At 67.0% G+C, this 18,823-nt stretch carries 14 protein-coding genes; 10 read left to right on the top strand and 4 right to left on the bottom strand.

Annotated features, from left to right (window positions below; translation table 11 throughout):
- Window positions 1-15: 15 nt before the first annotated feature.
- Window positions 16-615 carry a transcriptional repressor LexA gene (gene lexA / locus ACLF6L_RS06090; RefSeq protein WP_238616651.1) on the top strand — a complete coding sequence of 200 codons (600 nt, stop codon included), beginning with the start codon at window positions 16-18 and terminating at the stop codon, window positions 613-615.
- Here lexA and ACLF6L_RS06085 read toward each other — a convergent pair.
- Entirely contained in the window at window positions 607-1,617 is a 1,011-nt protein-coding gene (locus tag ACLF6L_RS06085) for an alpha/beta fold hydrolase (protein WP_412852583.1), read from the bottom strand. The genes lexA and ACLF6L_RS06085 overlap by 9 nt on opposite strands.
- A 144-nt stretch (window positions 1,618-1,761) precedes the next feature.
- Between ACLF6L_RS06085 and ACLF6L_RS06080 the strand changes: the two genes are divergently transcribed.
- Window positions 1,762-3,279: a DUF2868 domain-containing protein gene (locus ACLF6L_RS06080; RefSeq protein WP_238616649.1), complete on the top strand. Its 1,518-nt coding sequence runs from the start codon at window positions 1,762-1,764 to the stop codon at window positions 3,277-3,279.
- Complete coding sequence (locus ACLF6L_RS06075; protein ID WP_238616648.1) at window positions 3,276-4,661, top strand: GTPase/DUF3482 domain-containing protein; 1,386 nt, start codon at window positions 3,276-3,278, stop codon at window positions 4,659-4,661. The genes ACLF6L_RS06080 and ACLF6L_RS06075 overlap by 4 nt, the downstream gene beginning before the upstream one ends.
- A gap of 116 nt (window positions 4,662-4,777) precedes the next feature.
- Here ACLF6L_RS06075 and ACLF6L_RS06070 read toward each other — a convergent pair whose 3' ends face one another.
- Together ACLF6L_RS06070 and pabB are read right to left on the bottom strand one after the other, a co-directional pair.
- Entirely contained in the window at window positions 4,778-6,433 is a 1,656-nt protein-coding gene (locus ACLF6L_RS06070; protein WP_238616647.1) for a methyl-accepting chemotaxis protein, read from the bottom strand.
- A gap of 114 nt (window positions 6,434-6,547) precedes the next feature.
- On the bottom strand, window positions 6,548-7,969 hold the full coding sequence (pabB, locus tag ACLF6L_RS06065) for an aminodeoxychorismate synthase component I (RefSeq protein ID WP_238616646.1): 1,422 nt from the start codon (window positions 7,967-7,969) through the stop codon (window positions 6,548-6,550).
- Window positions 7,970-8,082: 113 nt separating this feature from the next.
- Between pabB and ACLF6L_RS06060 the strand changes: the two genes are divergently transcribed.
- The 7 genes from ACLF6L_RS06060 (at window position 8,083) to glp (ending at window position 17,994) form a co-directional block, all read left to right on the top strand.
- Complete coding sequence (locus tag ACLF6L_RS06060) at window positions 8,083-9,294, top strand: efflux RND transporter periplasmic adaptor subunit (RefSeq protein WP_412852582.1); 1,212 nt, start codon at window positions 8,083-8,085, stop codon at window positions 9,292-9,294.
- Entirely contained in the window at window positions 9,291-12,404 is a 3,114-nt protein-coding gene (locus ACLF6L_RS06055) for an efflux RND transporter permease subunit (protein ID WP_412852581.1), read from the top strand. Before ACLF6L_RS06060 ends, ACLF6L_RS06055 begins: the two co-directional genes overlap by 4 nt.
- Complete coding sequence (locus ACLF6L_RS06050) at window positions 12,391-14,064, top strand: TolC family protein (protein WP_412852580.1); 1,674 nt, start codon at window positions 12,391-12,393, stop codon at window positions 14,062-14,064. Before ACLF6L_RS06055 ends, ACLF6L_RS06050 begins: the two co-directional genes overlap by 14 nt.
- Before the next feature lie 10 nt (window positions 14,065-14,074).
- Window positions 14,075-14,977, top strand: a complete 903-nt coding sequence (locus ACLF6L_RS06045; RefSeq protein ID WP_238616642.1) for an AEC family transporter — start codon at window positions 14,075-14,077, stop codon at window positions 14,975-14,977.
- Window positions 14,978-15,028: 51 nt separating this feature from the next.
- On the top strand, window positions 15,029-15,652 hold the full coding sequence (gene mobA / locus ACLF6L_RS06040) for a molybdenum cofactor guanylyltransferase MobA (RefSeq protein WP_412852579.1): 624 nt from the start codon (window positions 15,029-15,031) through the stop codon (window positions 15,650-15,652).
- A gap of 62 nt (window positions 15,653-15,714) precedes the next feature.
- Window positions 15,715-16,725, top strand: a complete 1,011-nt coding sequence (moaA, locus tag ACLF6L_RS06035) for a GTP 3',8-cyclase MoaA (protein ID WP_412852578.1) — start codon at window positions 15,715-15,717, stop codon at window positions 16,723-16,725.
- A 3-nt stretch (window positions 16,726-16,728) separates the two neighbouring features.
- Complete coding sequence (gene glp, locus ACLF6L_RS06030) at window positions 16,729-17,994, top strand: gephyrin-like molybdotransferase Glp (protein WP_412852577.1); 1,266 nt, start codon at window positions 16,729-16,731, stop codon at window positions 17,992-17,994.
- Between the two features lie 46 nt (window positions 17,995-18,040).
- Here the strand turns inward: glp and ACLF6L_RS06025 are convergent, their stop codons facing one another.
- A complete protein-coding gene (locus tag ACLF6L_RS06025) occupies window positions 18,041-18,793 on the bottom strand; it encodes an S-methyl-5'-thioinosine phosphorylase (RefSeq protein WP_238616638.1) in 753 nt (250 codons plus the stop codon).
- Window positions 18,794-18,823 lie beyond the last annotated feature (30 nt).

The following is an 18,823-nucleotide window of genomic DNA, read 5'->3' as shown; positions in this document are numbered from 1 at the left end:
GATCGAGAGCCTGTCATGGAAAAGCTCACCCCCCGCCAGACGGAAATCCTCGATTTCATCCGCGACTGTCTGCAATCCAACGGCCTGCCTCCCACTCGGGAGGAGATCATGCGGGCCTTCGGCTTTCGCTCCCCCAACGCCGCCGAGTGCCACCTGCGCACCCTGGCCCGCAAGGGGGCCATCGAGATCCTGGCCGGCACCTCCCGGGGCATCCGCCTGCTGGGGGGGACGGGACTGCCCCTGGTGGGCAGGGTGGCCGCCGGGGCGCCCATCCTGGCCCAGGCCCATATCGAGGATCATTACCAGCTGGACCCACGCCTGTTCAGGCCCCGACCGGACTACCTGCTACGGGTCCAGGGTGACAGCATGCGCCTGGCCGGCATCCTGGACGGAGACCTGCTGGCGGTCCATCGCACCCACGAGATCCGCAACGGCCAGATCGTGGTGGCCCGTCTGGAGGACGAAGTCACCGTGAAACGCTTTGAACGGCAGGGCCACCGGGTTCGGCTGAAGCCGGAAAACCCCGACTACCGGCCCATCGAAGTGGACCTTCGCAGCCAGTCCCTGGACATCGAGGGCATCGGCGTCGGGGTCATCCGCGGCGGTTCATGGTGAGGTCTCGGGGGCTGCCCGTGCCCATAGCCAGTCACGCACCGCCGCCGCTACCGCCGCCGGACATTCCTCCTGGGGTACGTGGCCGCACTCGGGCAGCAGGATCCGGTCCGCCGCCGGCAATGCCAGGGCGGCGCGGATGGAATCCTCCGGCGACACCACCCGATCCTGCTCACCGATGATCACCAACGCCGGCTGACGGATGTCGGCCAGATGGGCACTGACATCCACCGGACTGGACATGGCCCGCACGAACAGTTCACCCCAGGCCAGATCCCAGTGCCGCACCTGGGTATGCAGGGTGGTCAGTGCCCGGCGCTCATCGGTGATGCGCTCCGGGTCATGGTAGGACAGATCCAGCAGAGCGCCGCTGCTGCCCAGTCGGCGGGCCAGCCACAGGTTCAGACGCCGCAACTGAGGCCATTCCGCCACCGACTCGGGGAAGCTGGGCCGATTTACATAGACCCAGGGATTGACCAGCACCAGTCCGCTCACCCGCTCGGGCCGGCTCAGGGCCGCCTCCATCGCCAGGGTGGCGCCGGAGGAATTCCCCACCAGTACTGCCTGCTCCACCCCCTTGGCGTCCAGAAAGGCGAACAGGTGTTCCAGGGCCGCGGCCTTGGTAAAGGGGTTGCTGCCGGACCATTCCCCCCGCACCGGCTTGGCGCTCAGGCCGTAGGGCACCTGATCGTAGGCCAGCACCCTGCCTGCCCCGTCCAGGTCGTCCATCATCCCGTTCCAGGTGAAGGCGTTGAAGGTGAAGCCGTGCAGCAGCACCAGAACGGGGCCCTCGGCGGCCTCCTGTTCCCGCTCCAGGTAGTGAATCATCAGGCCGTCCGTGCCGTCATGGGGGATGGTCAGGAAACGACTCTCCGGCAGGGCCACGTCCGTCGCCGAAGACAGATCGGGCAGTGGCCGGGGGGAAATCAGAAACGGCCCCAAAAGCCCCGCCACGAGTGCCAGGGACAACAGACCGACCAACAGGATCAACAACCATCGCAACATGCCGGCTTCCAGTTCATCAAGGGATGTTCCGACGATTGTATGCGGGATATTCCAAATCCGTCATTCCCAAGCACATGTCCATACCACTGATTTCCTCGCGCCCAGGTTGGCGTCCCGGGGACATGGCCTTATAGTGTGCCCGCAATGAATACCCATATTTCCGACAGGGCGAGCCCAGCCCCCCATGACCGCTTCACCGACCGTCTCGTGGCCGAAGCCGTGCGCCTGCACGAGGATCAGGCCGGTCGCGTGATCGACGAGCCCCATGCCTGGCAGGCCGGGCGTGATGCCGGCGGTGATCTGGAGCATCGGGTGCTGGTTCGCGCGCGAGCCACTCGCCTGGGTGCCCAGGTGAGGGATGCCCTTGGCGGCGCCCGCACCCTGGCGGGCTGGATCCTGATCCTGATCCTGCTGCTCACCGGGCTGAGCGGCATGGCGGCCGCCGGCGCGGCGCTGGCGGCCCCCCTGGTGGCGGGCAGCTCCCAGATCAACATCCTGTGGGCCCTGGGCAGTCTGCTGGGCGTACAGCTGCTGATGCTGCTGCTGTGGGCGCTGTTTATGCTCGTTCGCCCCCGTGGCGGCGGGGGGCTGCTGGGCCAGGGCGTACTGGGTTTGGGTGGGGGACTGGCGCGGCGTCTGGTCCGGGGCCAGGCCCCGGTACTGGCCATCCGCGCCCTGCTGCAACTCATGAGCCGCAATGGCCTCGGACGCTGGTCCGCCGGCACCCTCACCCACCTGATCTGGGCGGCCTTCACCGCCGGGGCCCTGCTCATGTGCCTGTGGGCACTGAGTGTGCGCCAGTATGATTTCGTCTGGGGGACCACCCTGCTGGCGGAGGATCATTTCGTCGGCCTGATCACCGCCCTGGGCCTGTTACCCGGCTGGCTGGGACTGCCCATGCCCGATGAAGCCCTGATCCGGGCCAGCCGACTGGGCGTGACCGAAGACACCCTGGGGCGGGTGCAGTGGTCAAGCTGGCTACTGGGCAGCCTGCTGTTCTACGGCTTGCTACCCAGACTGGGACTGGGTCTGTGGTGCGCCCTGATGGCGCGACGGGCCAGGCGGCGGCTGCGGCTGGATCTGACCGGTCCCGGTTATGCCCGCCTGGCCCCCCGACTGCTGCCCAACTCCCAGCGTCTGGGGGTCGTGGACCCGCCACCGCTGACCCTGATCCATCCCCCCGAGCCGCCCCGTCACCGCGAACGCCACGGGGGCGCTACCCTGGCCCTGCTGGGATATGAGCTGGAACAGGCCGACGACCACTGGATCCAACATCACAAGCGGCCGGCATGGATCCCCCTTGGCCAGGTGGACGACCGGCATACAAGGCGGGATGTCCTGGCCGCGGCGCAGAGCCTGCAACCGCCCCCCGCCGTGGTGGTGGCCGTCTGCTCCCTGGCCCGGACCCCGGATCGCAGTACCGAGGCTTTTCTCACCGAACTGCGCGCCCGGACCCGTGCCCCCGTCTGGCTCCTGCTGGACCAGCAGGACATGGCGCAAACCCGCGGCATCGACCCGCGGGCCCGTCGCACGGCCTGGGAACAACTGGCGGAGCGGGCCGGCGTGGACCAACTCCTGCCGGAGCGACCGGCGGATGCCGACCGGCCGGCGGCGGAGATTCTGGAAGCAGCCTTTGCCGCATCAGAGGATGCCAAACCATGACCTCGATCCTGCAGGTGGCCGTGGTCGGCCATACCAATACCGGCAAGACCTCGCTGCTTCGCACCCTGTCGCGGGATACGGAATTCGGCGAAGTCTGCGATGCCCCCGCCACCACCCGACACGTGGAAGGCACCCAGCTGCTGGTGGACGGAGAGCCCCTCGTGGCCCTGTACGACACCCCGGGCCTGGAAGATGCCTCCGGCATTCTGGACTGGCTGGATGAGGCCGGCGGCGGCCGTCAGACGGGTGCGGATGACCTGGAACGCTTTCTGGCGTCACCGGATGCCGCCGGTCGGTTCGACCAGGAAACCAAGGTGCTGCGCCAGTTGCGGGCCTCCCAGGTGGGCCTCTACGTCATCGATGCCAGGGAGCCGGTGCTGGGGAAATACCGGGACGAACTGACCGTGCTGGGCCTGTGCGCCCGGCCTCTGCTGCCGGTGCTGAATTTCGTCGCCGGCCCCCACAACCGGGCCGAGGAATGGCGGGATGCGCTGGCACGGCTGGGCCTGCATGCCGTGATCACCTTCGACTCCGTGGTCTACGACCTGCAGGGTGAGCTGCGTCTGTACGAAAAGCTGCGCAGCCTGCTGGACCCCTGGCGGATTCCCCTGGAACGGCTGATGCAGGCCCGGGAACGGGAGGCCCGCTGGCTCCGGCAGGCGGCGGCGGAAACCGTGGCCGACATGCTCATCGACGTGGCCGCCTGCGTGATGGTGGTGGAGGGCGGGGGCCGGCAAGATACCGAAAAGGCCATGGAGGCCCTGCAGGGTCGGGTCCGGGAGCGGGAGCAGGCCTGCGTGGATGCCCTGCTGAACCTGTTCCGGTTTCGCCCCAGCGATTACCTGGGTGAACGTCTGCCCCTGGAAGATGGGCAATGGGGGCTGGACCTGTTCACCCCCGAGGCATTGCGTCACTACGGACTGCGTACCGGTGAAGGTGCCGCCGTCGGCGGTGCCATGGGGATGGCGGTGGATGTCATGGCCCTGGGCACCACCCTGGGCGCCGGGACGGCGGCCGGCGCGGCGGCCGGGGCCCTGCTGGGCAATACCCTGGATCTGGGGCGCCGGCTCATGCACCGGATGCGTGGCCACCGGGAACTGCGGGTGAACAACAACACCCTGAGACTGCTGGCCCTGCGCCAGAGTCAGTTGGTGGAGGCTCTGATCCACCGGGGACACGGCGCCGACCAGGCGCTGAAGCTGGATACCCCGGCGGACGAGACCTGGCGCAAGGGTTCATTGCCCAAACCGGTGCAGAAGGCGCGGCTGCACCCGGAATGGTCAAGACTGAACGACCATGCGCCCGGCACCGAATCCCGCACCCGTGCTCAGACCCTGGATGTCCTCACCCGGGTCCTGTCCGGAGATGCCGCCACCCCCTGACCCGGGCCGGCGCCCCTGGTTCGCGGCCGCGGGCCGCTCCTCCCGCGGGTGCCGGGGAACGCAGACTCCCCCCTGCCCGAAGGGGCGGCAGAGGGGTGGGGCACAATCGGGTCCAGTCAAATGCGATAACCGCCGACCCTGACCTGAAGATCGGCGGCGAGACGGGCCAACTCCTCGCTGGCCGAGGCAATCTGGGCGGCGCCCCGGGATGTCTGATCCACCGAATGGCTGATGTTGGAGACGTTGCGATTGATCTCCTCGGCCACCGCCGACTGCTCCTCCGCGGCACTGGCAATCTGAGCATTCATGTCGTTGATGCCGGCAATGGCCTGATTGATCGTTTCCAGGGACTGGCCTGCCCTGGCAGCCTGGCTCACGCTCTCCCGGGCCTTGCCGCGGCCCTGCTCCATCACCTTGACCGCACCGCTGGTGCCGCTCTGGAGCCGCTCGATCATGGCCTGGATCTCCTTGGTGGATGACTGGGTACGGCTGGCCAGGGTGCGTACCTCGTCGGCCACCACGGCAAATCCCCGTCCCTGTTCACCGGCCCGGGCTGCCTCAATGGCCGCGTTCAGCGCCAGCAAATTGGTCTGCTCCGCAATCCCCCGGATCACGTCCAGCACCTTGCCGATTTCCTCGCTGTCGGTGGACAGGCGCCCGATCACCTCGGCGGCATTTTCCACCTCGCCCGCCAGGGCCTCGATGGAAGTAATGGTCTGCTTCACCACCTGGCTGCCGGCATGCGTCTCATGCTGGGTCTCCTGAGCCGCCTGAGCCGCCTCGCTGGCATTCCTGGCCACCTCCTGCACCGTGGCGGTCATCTCATTCATGGCGGTGGCCACCTGATCCGTCTCCGAATGCTGGTGACGAACCTGCTCGCGGGTTTCTTCCGACGTGGTGGAAAGTTGTTCCGAGGCGGATGCCAGCTGGGAGGTAGCCACGGACACCTGACGCACCAGCTCGTGAATGCGTTCGGCAAAGGCATTGAAGGCCAATGCCAGGTCGGCCAGTTCGTTCCTGCCGGTCACCTTGAGCCGCCGGGTCAGATCCCCTTCGCCATCGGCAATGTCCCTGAGGGTGGCGCCGACCTCCCGGATCGGATTGACAATCGAACGGGCAAACACCACCGCACCCACCATGCCCAGGGCAATCACGATCACCAGGGTCATGACCATCCGCACCATCAGGCTGGACATGCCGGAAGCCACGATGCTGTCGGCCTGGGCGCGGGGAATGCCCAGCCCCATGATCCCGATGACTTCGTTACGCTGGTTGAAGATGGGTTCATAGGCGGTCAGGTAGGGGTTGCCGAGAATGACGGATTCCCCCACGTAACGCTGCCCCCTGGCCACCGTCTGATGGGCCGGGGTATCCCGTCCCAGGGGCGTTCCCACGGCCCGGCGCCCGTCGGTACCGATCAGGCTGGTGGACACCCGGACGAATTCATTGCGATCGGCGGCGAAAAAGGTGAATACCAGCCCCAGATCACGGCTGACGGCATCGGCCATGTCATGGCGTCCATCCAGCGGTACTCCCTGGGCATCCACCAGGCGGCCGTCCTGCAACCTCAATTCGCCGTAATACTGCTGCAGGTAGACCCGAGCGGCCTTGAGATCGCCATCCGCCTTGACGAGCAGGCTGTGCTCCACCAGGCTGCGGGCGGTGCCGGCTGCGGACTGATAGGACACCGCGGCCAGCAGGCAGCCCACGGCGGTCAGGCCGACGATGGCCAGCAGGATCAGTCTTGCGCGGATGGTGATGTTATCCAGCATCGGATGTCCTCGGATGTCATTGGAGTCAGGCGGCTCAAGTCGGGAGACGGACGGGCAGGATCACTGGCGGCACGAAAACACGACCGGACGCGGCACCTGATGGCTCTGTTAGTGTTATCGGCCGGCGAGGAGATTTTCTTGAATTCCGTTGCGGCCGAAGCCGCTCACATCGAGAAGCTGCATCATGGCCGCCGCCTTGTCCAGGGTTTCCTGATATTCGTGCGCCATCCGCGAACCGGTGGTGATCCCTCCCCCGGCCCAGAACCTGAGCCTGCCATGGCTGTGTACCAGGGTGCGGATGGCGATGTTGGTATCCATGGCGCCGTCAAAGCCCAGATAGCCGATAGCGCCGCAGTAAATGCCCCGGCGGTGCGGCTCCAGCAGCTCGATGATCTCCATCGCCCGCAACTTGGGCGCTCCGGTGATGGAACCGCCCGGGAAACAGCCCCGCAGCAGATCGACGGCATCCCGTCCCGGCGCCGGCCGACCGGTCACGGTACTGACCAGGTGATGCACCGTGGCATAGCTTTCCAACGCGAACAGTTCCGGCACCGCCACGCTGCCGACGGCGCAGGTCTTGCCCAGATCGTTGCGCAACAGATCCACGATCATCACGTTCTCCGCCCGGTCCTTGTCGCTGTTCGCCAGGGCTTCCCGCAATCGGGCATCCTCTTCCGGCGTCCTTCCCCGGGGCCGGGTGCCCTTGATGGGACAGGTGGTGGCCGTGCCGTCCCGAAGGTGCAGGAAACGCTCCGGAGAATTGCTCAGGACGGCCACTTCGGGAAACCGGAGAAAGGCCCCGTAAGGGGCCGGGCTGAGTTCGCGCAAGCGCCGGTAAGCCCCCCAGGCATCTCCCTGGGCCGGGGCCTCGAACCGCTGGGCCAGATTGACCTGATAGCAGTCACCTTCACGGATGAACGCCTGCACCCGGTCAAAGCGTTGATGGTACGCATCGGGGGAAAGGTTGGCGCGCAGCGGCCCGCCCAGGACAAAACCGCCCGGGGGAGCCGACGGCGCCGGATGGCTGAACCGCCGCACCAGGGACTCCCAGCGCTCGGCAGTGCGCGGATCCCGGCCCTGCCCCACCAGCACGCAGGTTCGCAGGTCATGGTCCACCACCACCGCCCAGTCATGGATGCCGAGCATCATCTGTGGCAGGGATTCATGATCCCGGGCCAGGCTGGGCAAGCGTTCCAGGCGCCGTGCCAGATCATAGCCGAAGTAACCGACCGCCCCGCCGGCAAACGGCAGTCCGGCCACCGGGCGGATGGGCTCACCCAGGCGCGCGCGCAGGACCTCGAAGGGATCGGCCCCGGTTGTCTCCAGCAGTTCGCCTTCCCGATTCCGCACCCGTGTCAGATCCCCCTCCGTCATCAGGGTGAGGGCGGGGTCGGCGGTGATAATGTCGAAGCGCCCCCTGGTCTGGCCATGACGGGCGCTGTCCAGAAAGACGGCCCAGGGTTCCTCGCGCAGCGCCTCGAACAGGCGGGCGGAATCCTCGGGATAGGGCAAGGGTGCCAATGACACGGGGCACATTGGAAGGTGAATCCATGGGAAGATAGTAGGAGATCCGCATTCTACCGAACCCGATGACCGGATTGCGGTCCCTTGGATGCATTGCCCACGTTTCAGGACAATCAACGCCACCGATGAACAAAAAACGCCTGCTTACCGCGGCCGCCGCGGCCGCCCTCGTGTTGCTCATCCTGCTCCTGTTCCGGCTGGGCGGCGAAGAGGATGCCTCCCGGGCCCCCGCCTCCCAGCGTGGTTCCGCGACCGTACCCGTGGCCGTGGCGCCGATCACCCGCGGCGACATCACCGAACGGGTGGTCTTCACCGGCTCTCTGGTGGCCGCCCACCGGGTGGAGGTGGCCACCCGGATTGCCGGGCGCCTGGAACATCTGCACGTGGATATCGGCGATGCCGTGGCGCCCGGCACCCTGCTGGCGGAGCTGGATGACGACGAGGTGGTGCAAAACCTGGAGCAGGCCCGGGCCGAACTGGCCGTGGCCCGGGCCAGTCTGGGAGAGTCCCAGGCCGCCCTGGCCGCCGCCCGACGCGCCCTGACCCGCACTCAGGAATTGCGGACACAGCGCATCGCCTCCCAGTCCGAACTGGAAGCGGCACAGACCGAACTGGAGGCCCAGCAGGCTCGGGTGGCCCTGGCCCGTTCCCAGATCGACCAGCGTCAGGCCGCCGTGCGCAACGCGGAAATCCGACAGGCCTTTACGCGCATCCACGCCGATGCCAAGGCGGAAGACACCCAGTGGCTGGTGGCGGACCGTTTCGTGGATCGGGGCAGTATCCTGCAGGCCAACACTCCCATCCTGGCCCTGGTGGATCTGACCCCCCTGCGAGCCCGGGTGTTCGTCACCGAGCGGGACTATGCCCGCCTGGCACCGGGTCAGCCGGTGACCCTGACCACCATTGCCTACCCGGGAGAGACCTTCACGGGCTGGGTGGAACGGCTGTCGCCGGAATTTCGCGAAGCCTCCCGCCAGGCACGGGTGGAGATCCATGTCCCCAATGAGGATCAACGCCTGCGGCCCGGCATGTTCGTGGAGGCCCGGATCACCACCCGCGCCCTGTCCGATGTCACCCTGGTTCCCGTGGATGCCCTGGTGGAACGACAGGGCAGGTCCGGCCTGTTCCTGGTCGAGGCCACAGACGCGGGACCCACGGCACGGTTTATCCCGGTGGACACCGGCATCGAGGAGCGGGATCGGGTCCAGATCATCAGCCCGGCCCTGGAAGGCCGGGTGGTCACCCTGGGTCATCACCTGATCAGCGACGGGACACGCCTGCGACCGGTGGAGCGGGATGAGCCGGATCAGGCCCAGGCCGGGAGCACCGAGCCATGAACCCGGCCGTCTTCACTGTTCCGCGTCCCATCTTCACGGCCATGGTGACGGCCATCGTGGTCACCCTGGGGCTGATGTCCCTGTTCCGCCTGCCCATCGACCTGATGCCGGACATTACCTTTCCCACCGTCTCGATCATGACCAGCTATGACAATGCCGGTCCCGACGAGATCGAGCAGCTCATCACCCGACCGGTGGAGGAAGCCGTCTCGGCGGTCCCCGGGGTGGAGGAAGTCACGTCCACCTCATCGGAAGGCTCCAGCAGCGTGCGGGTCTCCTTTGGCTGGGGGACCAACCTGGACGCCGCCACCAACGAGGTACGGGATCGTCTCGACCGCATCATCAACGCCCTGCCCGAAGAAGCCGGACGCCCCCTGGTCCGGCGTTTTGACAGCGCCGCCTTCCCGATCATGATGATCGGCGTGGGCGGCAACCTGGACCCCATCGACCTGCGCCGGCTGATCGACGACCGCATCCGTCCCCGCCTTGAGCGGGTGCCCGGCGTGGCGGCGGTGGATGTCTGGGGAGGCCTGGAGCGGGAAATCCGGGTGGAAGTGGACCCGGACCGCCTCCAGGCCCTGAGCCTGGGCCTGGACGAGATCCGTCAGGCCCTGCGGGATGCCAACGTCATCCACCCCGCCGGCGAAATCGTGCGGGGCCGCATGGACCTGCGCCTGCGCACCCCCGGCGAGTTCGAAAACCTGGATCAGATCCGCGCCACCGTGGTGGCGGTGCGCGACGGCATCCCCATCCATCTGCACCAAGTGGCCGATGTGCGCGACACCCACCAGCGCATCACCCGCATCATCCGCATCAATGACGCCCCCGGCGTGCGTCTGGCCATCCAGAAACAGTCGGATGCGAACACGGTGCAGGTCTCCCGGGCGGTGCAGGAAGAAATCCTGCGCCTGGACCGGGATTTTCCCCAGCTCAACATCGCCACTGCCATCGACACCGCCGGACACATCGAGCGCTCCATCCAGAATGTGGGCCGCTCCATCCTCTACGGCGGCAGTCTGGCGGTGCTGGTGCTGCTGTTTTTCCTGCGCCACCTGCGTTTCACCCTGGTGGCCGCCACCGCCATTCCGGTGTCGATCATCGCCACCTTCGGGCTGATCTATTTCGGCGGTTTCACCCTCAACCTGATGACCCTGGGCGGCCTGGCCCTGGGCGTGGGTCTGATGGTGGACAACGCCATCGTGGTGATCGAGAACATCGCCCGCCGCAGCAAGGAGGAAGGCCTGAGCGCGGTGGAAGCAGCCACCCGGGGCACCGGTGACGTGGCCGCCGCCATCACCGCCAGCACCCTCACCACCCTGGCCATCTTCCTGCCCATGTTCTTTGCCCAGGAAATGGCCGGCATCCTGTTCAAGCAGCTGGCCTTCGTGGTGGCCTTCAGCCTGTTCTGCTCCCTGCTGGTGGCCCTGACCCTGGTTCCCATGCTGATGGGGCGGGAAGCCACGGTGAAGACCCGTATCACCCCCGGCGGCATCCATCGACTGGGAACCGCGGCCGGCGGCCTGGTACGCGGGCTGGAGCGAGGCTACCTGGCCCTGCTGGACCGGGCACTCGACCATCGCTGGGTGGTCGTCGTGCTGACCCTCGCACTCTTCGTTGGCGCCATGGCCCTGATCCCCCGCCTGGGCACCGAGTTCATGCCCGCCACGGATGAAGGCCAGTTGCGAGTGAGCATCGAGATGGAGCCGGGCACCCGCATTGAGGTCCTGGATGATGCCGTCCGCCGGATCGAAGCCGTCATTGCCGCCGAAGTCCCGGAGCTGCGCAGCATGATCGCCAGTGTGGGGGCCTCGGGCTTTCGGGCCACCTCCCCTTCCACCGCCAGCCTGAACATCGCACTGGTGCCGCTGTCGGAACGCGGCCGTTCCACGGAACAGATCGCCACCGCCCTGCGACGGCAGGTCACGGAGATCCCCGGCATCACGGTGCGGGTTCGCGCCAGCCAGGGGATGATGATGCGTGGCATGGGGGCCGGGCAGGACGGAGAGCAACTGAGCATCGAGGTCCGCGGCTTTGATCTGGAGACCATCGATCTGGCCGCCAGCGACCTGGCCGCCCGGATCCGGAGCATCGACGGCATCACCGATGTGCGCCTGGGCCGGGAAGATGGACGCATCCAGCAGCTGGTCCGCATCGACCGCGCCCGGGCCTCCGACCTGGGCATCAGCGTGGCCCAGGTGGCCCGCACCCTGGAAACCGCACTGAGCGGCGGCATGGCCGGCCAGTTCCGGGATAGCGGCAGCGAGACCCGCATCTGGGTTCAGCTACGGGATGCCGAGCACCTGGGTCTGGACGACATCCTCAACATCACCCTGCCGGGCCGGGACGGAGAACCGGTCAGCCTGCGCAATCTGGTCAGCCTGGAGGCAGCCATTGCTCCGCTGCAGATCGAACGCAAGGAACAGCAACGGGTCAACACCGTCAATGCCAACATCTCAGGTCGTGACCTGGGGTCCATCGTCGCCGACGTGCGCGCCGAACTGGCAGCCATGCCCCTGTCCCGCGATGTGGAGATCCTGTTCGCCGGCGACGTGGAAGAACAGCAGCGGGCCTTCACCGAACTGGGTCTGGCCCTGCTGATGGCCATCGCCCTGGTCTACATGGTAATGGCCAGCCTGTACGAATCCCTGCGCGATCCCTTCATCGTCATGTTCGCCGTCCCCCTGGCCCTGATCGGGGTGGTGCTCATGCTGCTGGTCACGGGCACCACGCTCAACGTGCAGTCCCTGATCGGCATCATCATGCTGGCCGGGATCTCGGTGAACAATGCCATCCTGCTGGTGGACCAGAGCGCCCGCCTGCACCGGCGGGAGGGCCTCAAGGTCCGTGACGCGGTCCGCGAGGCCTCGCGGCGGCGCCTGCGTCCCATCCTCATGACCTCCCTCACCACCATCCTGGCCCTGATCCCCCTGGCGGTGGGTTTCGGTGAAGGCGCCGAGGCCCAGGCCCCCATGGCCCGGGCGGTGATCGGCGGCCTGATCAGTTCCACCCTGATCACCCTGCTGCTGATTCCAGCCCTTTACACCCTGTTCCACCGGGACCGACCCACCCGGCAAACCGTTGACGGACCCTTGACCCATGCCCCAGCCTGATCGACCCCATCCCCGGCCGGCACGGATCGCCCTGGCGGCGGCCGTTGCACTGCTCATGCTCGGCGACGGCGCCCAGGCCCGGCAGGAGGCGCCGGCCCATTACACCCCGCCCGGCTGGCTGGATGAGCGGCTGGACGCCCACCTGCCCGACGGGCTGCTCCCCCCCGATGACCTGCCCATGGTCACACCCGCCCGGGACGGGGACGGTACCCTGCCCCTGGACACCCTGGGGCCGGATGCCCTGTCCCTGTCGGTGGAACAGGCGGTGTTCCTGGCCCTGACGCACAACCGGTCCCTGGCGGTTCAGCAGCTCCAGCCCCTGATTACCGGCACCTTCGAGGCGGTGGAACGGGCGGTGTTCGATCCGGTGCTGTTCGCCGAGATGTCCCTGCGTCGGGACGAGACGGTACGCCAGTTCGACCAGCGCCCGGATCTGCCCGATCAGATCACCCGCTCCGACCGTGACCTCTTCGAGGGCGGCCTGCGCCAGCGCCTGCCCACGGGCACGGACCTGGAGCTATCCCTGCGCACGGTGCGCAGCGAATCCACCCAGACCCGCGAACAGTTCACCTCGCGGGCGGGACTGACCCTGACCCAGGCCCTTCTGCAAGGGGCGCGCATCGACTCCAACCTGGCCCGCCTGCGTCAGGCCCGTCTGGATACCCAAAGCTCCCTGTATGAATTTCGCGGCTTTGCCGAAAACCTGGTGGCCGATGTGGAAGCGGCCTACTGGGACTATGTGCTGGCCAGCCGCCGCACCGCCATCTTTGAGGAATCCCTGGCGGTGGCACGCCGCCAGCTGGAAGAGACCCGCCAGCGCATCCGGGTGGGAGAACGGCCGGAAACCGAGGAAACCGCCGCCCGGGCCGAAGAGGCCCTGCGCCGCCAGGGGCTGATCAACGCCCGTTCCGACCAGGCCCGAGCCCGCATCCGGCTACTGCAACTGATCAATCCGCAACAGGCCCATTGGGGCACCGCCGTCACACCCCTGGACCGCCCCGACCACCAGGTTCCCCCGATGGAGTCGGTGGACCTGCACCTGGCCCTGGCCCGGGACCATCGCCCGGACCTGAACGAAGCCCGGCTGCGGGTGCAACGGGGAGAGCTGGAGGTGATCCGTACCCGCCAGGGGCTGCTGCCCCGGCTGGATCTGTTCATCACCCTGGGCCAGACCGGTTATGCCGCCGCCTTCGGCGAGGCCTGGCGTGAGATCGACGGCCCCGGCTACGACTACAGCGCCGGACTGCGCCTGGAACACCCCCTGGGCAACCGCGCCGCCCGGGCGGAGTCCCAACGGGCGGGCCTGACCCGCCAGCAATCCCTGGAGGCCCTGGGCAATCTCCAACAGCTCACCGCCCTGGACGTGCAGAATGCCTGGTTCGAGGCCAACCGCACCCGGGAACAGATCCAGGCCACCCGCCTCACCCGGGAACTGCAGGAGGAGGTACTGCGGACCGAACAGGTCCGGTTCCGGGTGGGTACCGGCACCGCGCTTGCCGTCTCCCAGGCCCAGCGGGACCTGCTGGAAAGCCAGCTGGAAGAAATTGAATCCCTGATCCGTCACCGCCAGGCCCTGACCGAACTCTACCGCCAAAGCGGCACCCTGCTCCTGCGGCGGGGTATCGAGGCGCCGGGCGCGGAACGGGTCGATCCTTTATAACCTTTCATCCATGAATCCACTGAACATCCTGCTGCCCACCTTTGCCCTGGTGGTGCTGGGCCATCTGCTGCGTCGTCATGCCGGTTTCAGCGCCGGTTTCTGGTCGGACCTGGAATGGCTGATCTACTACGTCCTTTTCCCCGCCCTGCTGTTCGGCGCCCTGGCCCGCCGCCCCCTGGAACTGCAGAGCGCGGCGGGCATGATCTATACCGGGGTCATCTTCATGACGGCAGGGATGCTGCTGGGCTATCTGGGCCGATACCTGCTCAGGCTGACGGAGACCGAGTTCGCCTCCTCATTCCAGTGCGCCTTCCGCTTCAACACCTATATCGGCTTTGCCATCCTCGGCGGGCTGTATGGCGCCGAAGGGGTGGCGGTGTTCGCCATCCTGGCCGGGTTCATGGTGCCCCTGGCCAACCTGGGGGCGGTCTGGGCCCTGGCACGCCACGGCAATCAGGGCCTGCTGCGGGAGCTGGCCCGCAACCCCCTGGTCCTGTCCACCTTCGCCGGGCTGGCCTGGTCCGTGTCCGGCTGGCCCCTGCCGGAGATGGCGGATACCACCCTGCGCTTTCTGGGCGAGGCCGCCCTGCCCCTGGGCCTGATCGCCGTGGGCGCGGGCCTGCGACTGGCGGGGCTGGGTAGTCGCCTGCCGGCGGTGACCTACCTGAGCATCGTCAAGCTGCTGCTGGTCCCGGCCATTGCCTTGGCCACGGCCACCCTGTTCGGCCTGAGCGGCCCGTATCTGGCCTCGGCCCTGATCCTGGCGGCCCTTCCCACCGCCTCCTCCGCCTATATCCTGGCGGTGCGCATGGGCGGAGACGGCCAGATCGTCGCCGCCATCATCGCCACCAGCACCCTGGCCGCCGCCGTCACCCTGCCGTTCTGGATCTACATGGGTCAACTGGGCACCTGATCCCGGATGGACTGGCCGGACCCCGATCAATGACATAGAATCATCCATACTATGCATAGTCCAGACCAGCAGATCACCGTGACCGGGGCCATCCTTGCCGGCGGCAGGGGGACACGCATGGGTGGTCGGGACAAGGGGCTGATTCCCCTGGGCAGCGGTTACATGGTGGAATCCGTCATCGCCAGGCTGCGACCCCAGGTCACCGAACTGCTGCTCAATGCCAACCGCAATGAACCCGTCTACGCGGACCTTGGGGTTCCGGTGGTCGCTGACGGTGTCGGTGATTTCGCCGGCCCCCTGGCCGGACTGGCCGCCTGCCTGCGGGCCAGTCGGCAGCCCTGGGTGCTCACCTGCCCTTGTGATGCCCCGTTGTTGCCGATGGATCTGGCCTCCAGGCTGATCCAGGCCGTCCGGACCGGTGACGCCGCCCTGAGCGTGGCCCATGACGGCGACCGATTGCAGCCCCTGTTCGCCCTGGTGCCCGTGCATCTGGCGGCGGACCTGGAGACCAGCCTGATGCAGGGCGAATATCGGGCCGGCCGGTGGTTCCAGCGCCAGGGTGCGGCGATTGCCGATTTTTCCGATTGCCCCCAGGCCTTCCTGAACATCAACACACCCGCGGACCAGGTCGCGGCCCTTCGACACCTGGACTCAAAGCGGGCTTCACGCCCATGAAGTCATGCCGGCAAGACCATCGTCAGAACCTTCGCCAGAACCATCACCGAGGAGCGCAGACCATGAACCCGCCGATCATGCCGCCTCCCCCGCTGATGGACCGTTTCGGCCGCCAGATCACCTATCTGCGTATTTCCGTCACCGACCGGTGCGACTTCCGCTGTGTTTACTGCATGGCCGAAGAGATGCAGTTCCTGCCCCGACAGCAACTCCTCACCCTGGAGGAAACCGCCTGGATCGCTCGGGCCTTCGTCTCACTGGGCGTCAACAAGATCCGCATCACCGGGGGGGAACCGCTGGTCAGGCGCGGCGTGATGAGCCTGTTCGAAACCCTGGGCACACTCGACGGCCTCCAGGATCTGACCCTGACCACCAACGGTTCCCAACTGGCCCGCCATGCGTGGGACCTGCGGGCCGCCGGCGTCACCCGCGTCAACATCAGCCTGGACAGCCTCAAGGCCGACCGATTCCGCCGCATCACCCGCACCGGTGATCTGGCGCGGGTGCTGGCAGGCATCGAGGCGGCCATGGATGCCGGCTTCGATCGCATCAAACTCAACAGCGTGATCCTCAAGGGACGCAACGAGGACGAAATCCTTGACCTGGTGAATTACGCCCGCATCCGGGATCTGGACATCAGCTTCATCGAAGAAATGCCCCTGGGTCTCATCGGCGATCATGACCGGGCCGAGGTGTACTATTCCAGCGACGAGGTCCGGGCCGATATAGAAGCCAGACACGCGCTCATTCCCACCACCGAACAGACCGGTGGCCCGTCACGTTACTATCGACTGGACGGCACCTCCATCCGGGTGGGCTTCATCTCTCCTCACAGTCATAACTTCTGCGACAGCTGCAACCGGGTGCGACTCACCGCGGAAGGCCGGCTGCTGCTGTGCCTGGGTCAGGAGCACGCCGTGGACCTCAGGCGGGTGATCCGCTCCCATCCCGGCGACCTGCAGGCCCTGACCACGGCGATCCGACAAGGGATGCAGATCAAGCCCCGCGGCCACGAATTCCAGCTGAACGCACAACCCGTCATCTTCCGACACATGAACCGCACAGGCGGCTGATCCATGGCCCATACCTCCCCCCTTTCCTCCTGCCGTGATGATCATGATCCTGACGCCCTGACACTGGAACAGGCCCGAACCCGGGCGCTGGCTCAGGTGAGTCCGATCCGGGGTCGGGAATGCCTGATGCTGCGCCTTGCCCTGGGACGGGTGCTGGCGGAACCGGTCATTGCCGGTGCCCCTGTCCCGGCCCACGACAATGCGGCCATGGACGGCTACGCCCTCGCGGGTGCCGACCTCCCCCGGCAGGGCAAGGCCGTCCTGGACGTCATCGGCACCGCCTGGGCCGGGCGCCCCTTCATGAACGCCATCGGGCAGGGGCAGTGCGTGCGCATCATGACCGGCGCCATGATCCCGTCCGGTTGCGATACGGTGATCATGCAGGAGCACGTGGAAGTCCAGGACCAACGGGTGCATGTGGGTACCGGCCACCGGCCGGGTGAGAACATCCGGCCCGCCGGGGAGGATATCCACACCGGCCAGACCGTGCTGGCGGCGGGGACGCTCATCACGCCGGCCCGCCTGGGCCTGCTGGCCTCCCTGGGGCGGGTGGAAGTGAGCGTACACCGCCGCCTGCGGGTGGCGCTGTTTTCCACCGGCGATGAACTGACCGCCCTGGGGAAGCCGCTCCCCCCCGGGGGGATCCACGACAGCAATCGCCATACCCTGTCCGGCATGCTGACACGACTGGGAGTGGAACTGATCGACATGGGCGTGGTGCGGGACGAACCCCGGCACCTGCGGGAGGCTTTCGAAGAAGCGGCCCGCTGCGCCGACGTGCTCATCACCACCGGCGGCGTCTCGGTGGGCGAGGCGGACTTCGTGCGCGACCTGCTGGGGGAACTGGGACGGATCAGTTTCTGGAAGGTGGCCATCAAGCCCGGTCGTCCCATGGCCTTCGGCCATATGGGGCAGACCGTGTTCATGGGCCTGCCCGGCAACCCGGTGTCCGCGGCCGTGACCTTTTACCAGATCGTCCAGCCGGCGCTACGGCGGATGATGGGCGAGATCGAGGTCTCCCTGCCGCCTTGCTTCCCGGTGCGCTGCCTGTCGGACCTGAAAAAACGCCCCGGCCGGATGGAGTTCCAGCGGGGCGTACTCAGTCAGGCGGATGACGGCGAATGGGTGGTCCGGGCCACCAGCTCCCAAGGCTCGGGGATCCTCAGTTCCATGAGCGAGGCCAACTGTTTCATCGTGCTGGAACTGGAACAGGGTCCGGTGGCGGCCGGGGACCTGGTCAAGGTACAGCCCTTTCAGGGGCTGATCTGACATGCGCATTCGCGGGCAAGGCCCGCGAACAGCGACGTTAACCCCTTCACAGGGTAGGAATGATGTTCTCCAGCAGGGTACGGACATTCACCATGCCCTCGGCCACGTTGCGATCCACCTCCTCCATGGAGATTTCACCCTGCCCCTCTCCACGGCCCGCGGCCCAGTTGGCCACCACGGCACAGGTGGCATAACACAGCTCCAGCTCACGGGCCAGGGCCGCCTCCGGCATGCCGGTCATGCCCACGATGTCGCAGCCGTCCCGCTCCAGGCGATTGACCTCCGCCGCCGTCTCCAGCCGCGGCCCCTGAGTCGCGCCATAGGTGCCCCGGTCCACGAAATCCAGACCGATCCGACGGGCCTCCTGGATCAGCGCATGACGCAGCTCCTCGCAGTAGGGATGGGTGAAATCCACATGGGTGACATGACTCAGGTCCGCCTCGAACAGGGTATGGGCGCGGGACCAGGTGTAGTCGATGATCTGATCGGGAAACACCAGCCGGGGCGGCGCCATCTCGGGAGTGATGCCCCCGACCGCGGCCACCGCCACGACCCGGCGGATGCCGGCATTCTTCAGTGCCCACAGGTTCGCGCGGTAGTTGATCCGATGGGGCGGGATGGTATGCCCATACCCGTGACGGGCCAGGAACATGACCTCACGGCCGGCCAGCACGCCATGGGTGATGGGGCCTGAAGGCTCGCCATAGGGCGTGTGCATCACCTCGCGGCGGGTGATCTCCAGGCCCTTGAGGGAAGTCAGTCCGGTGCCGCCGATGATGGCGATGGTGGTATCAGTCATGAGGTCCTCGTTGATGCAACAGACAGGACG

Origin of the sequence: Ectothiorhodospira shaposhnikovii (genome assembly GCF_047222355.1) — a bacterium.
Lineage (GTDB): Bacteria > Pseudomonadota > Gammaproteobacteria > Ectothiorhodospirales > Ectothiorhodospiraceae > Ectothiorhodospira.
Note: the sequence above shows the minus strand (reverse complement) of the source record. Positions and strands in the feature narration are given on the sequence as shown.

What these genes read in the sequence shown, in the direction of transcription:
- ACLF6L_RS06055 (WP_412852581.1), top strand. Translation starts at nt 9,291, where the DNA reads ATGAACCCGGCCGTCTTCACTGTTCCGCGTCCCATCTTCACGGCCATG.
- moaA (WP_412852578.1), top strand. Translation starts at nt 15,715, where the DNA reads ATGAACCCGCCGATCATGCCGCCTCCCCCGCTGATGGACCGTTTCGGC.
- pabB (WP_238616646.1), bottom strand. Translation starts at nt 7,969, where the DNA reads ATGTGCCCCGTGTCATTGGCACCCTTGCCCTATCCCGAGGATTCCGCC.
- lexA (WP_238616651.1), top strand. Translation starts at nt 16, where the DNA reads ATGGAAAAGCTCACCCCCCGCCAGACGGAAATCCTCGATTTCATCCGC.
- ACLF6L_RS06075 (WP_238616648.1), top strand. Translation starts at nt 3,276, where the DNA reads ATGACCTCGATCCTGCAGGTGGCCGTGGTCGGCCATACCAATACCGGC.
- mobA (WP_412852579.1), top strand. Translation starts at nt 15,029, where the DNA reads ATGCATAGTCCAGACCAGCAGATCACCGTGACCGGGGCCATCCTTGCC.
- ACLF6L_RS06070 (WP_238616647.1), bottom strand. Translation starts at nt 6,433, where the DNA reads ATGCTGGATAACATCACCATCCGCGCAAGACTGATCCTGCTGGCCATC.
- ACLF6L_RS06080 (WP_238616649.1), top strand. Translation starts at nt 1,762, where the DNA reads ATGAATACCCATATTTCCGACAGGGCGAGCCCAGCCCCCCATGACCGC.
- ACLF6L_RS06050 (WP_412852580.1), top strand. Translation starts at nt 12,391, where the DNA reads ATGCCCCAGCCTGATCGACCCCATCCCCGGCCGGCACGGATCGCCCTG.
- ACLF6L_RS06045 (WP_238616642.1), top strand. Translation starts at nt 14,075, where the DNA reads ATGAATCCACTGAACATCCTGCTGCCCACCTTTGCCCTGGTGGTGCTG.
- ACLF6L_RS06085 (WP_412852583.1), bottom strand. Translation starts at nt 1,617, where the DNA reads ATGTTGCGATGGTTGTTGATCCTGTTGGTCGGTCTGTTGTCCCTGGCA.
- ACLF6L_RS06060 (WP_412852582.1), top strand. Translation starts at nt 8,083, where the DNA reads ATGAACAAAAAACGCCTGCTTACCGCGGCCGCCGCGGCCGCCCTCGTG.
- glp (WP_412852577.1), top strand. Translation starts at nt 16,729, where the DNA reads ATGGCCCATACCTCCCCCCTTTCCTCCTGCCGTGATGATCATGATCCT.
- ACLF6L_RS06025 (WP_238616638.1), bottom strand. Translation starts at nt 18,793, where the DNA reads ATGACTGATACCACCATCGCCATCATCGGCGGCACCGGACTGACTTCC.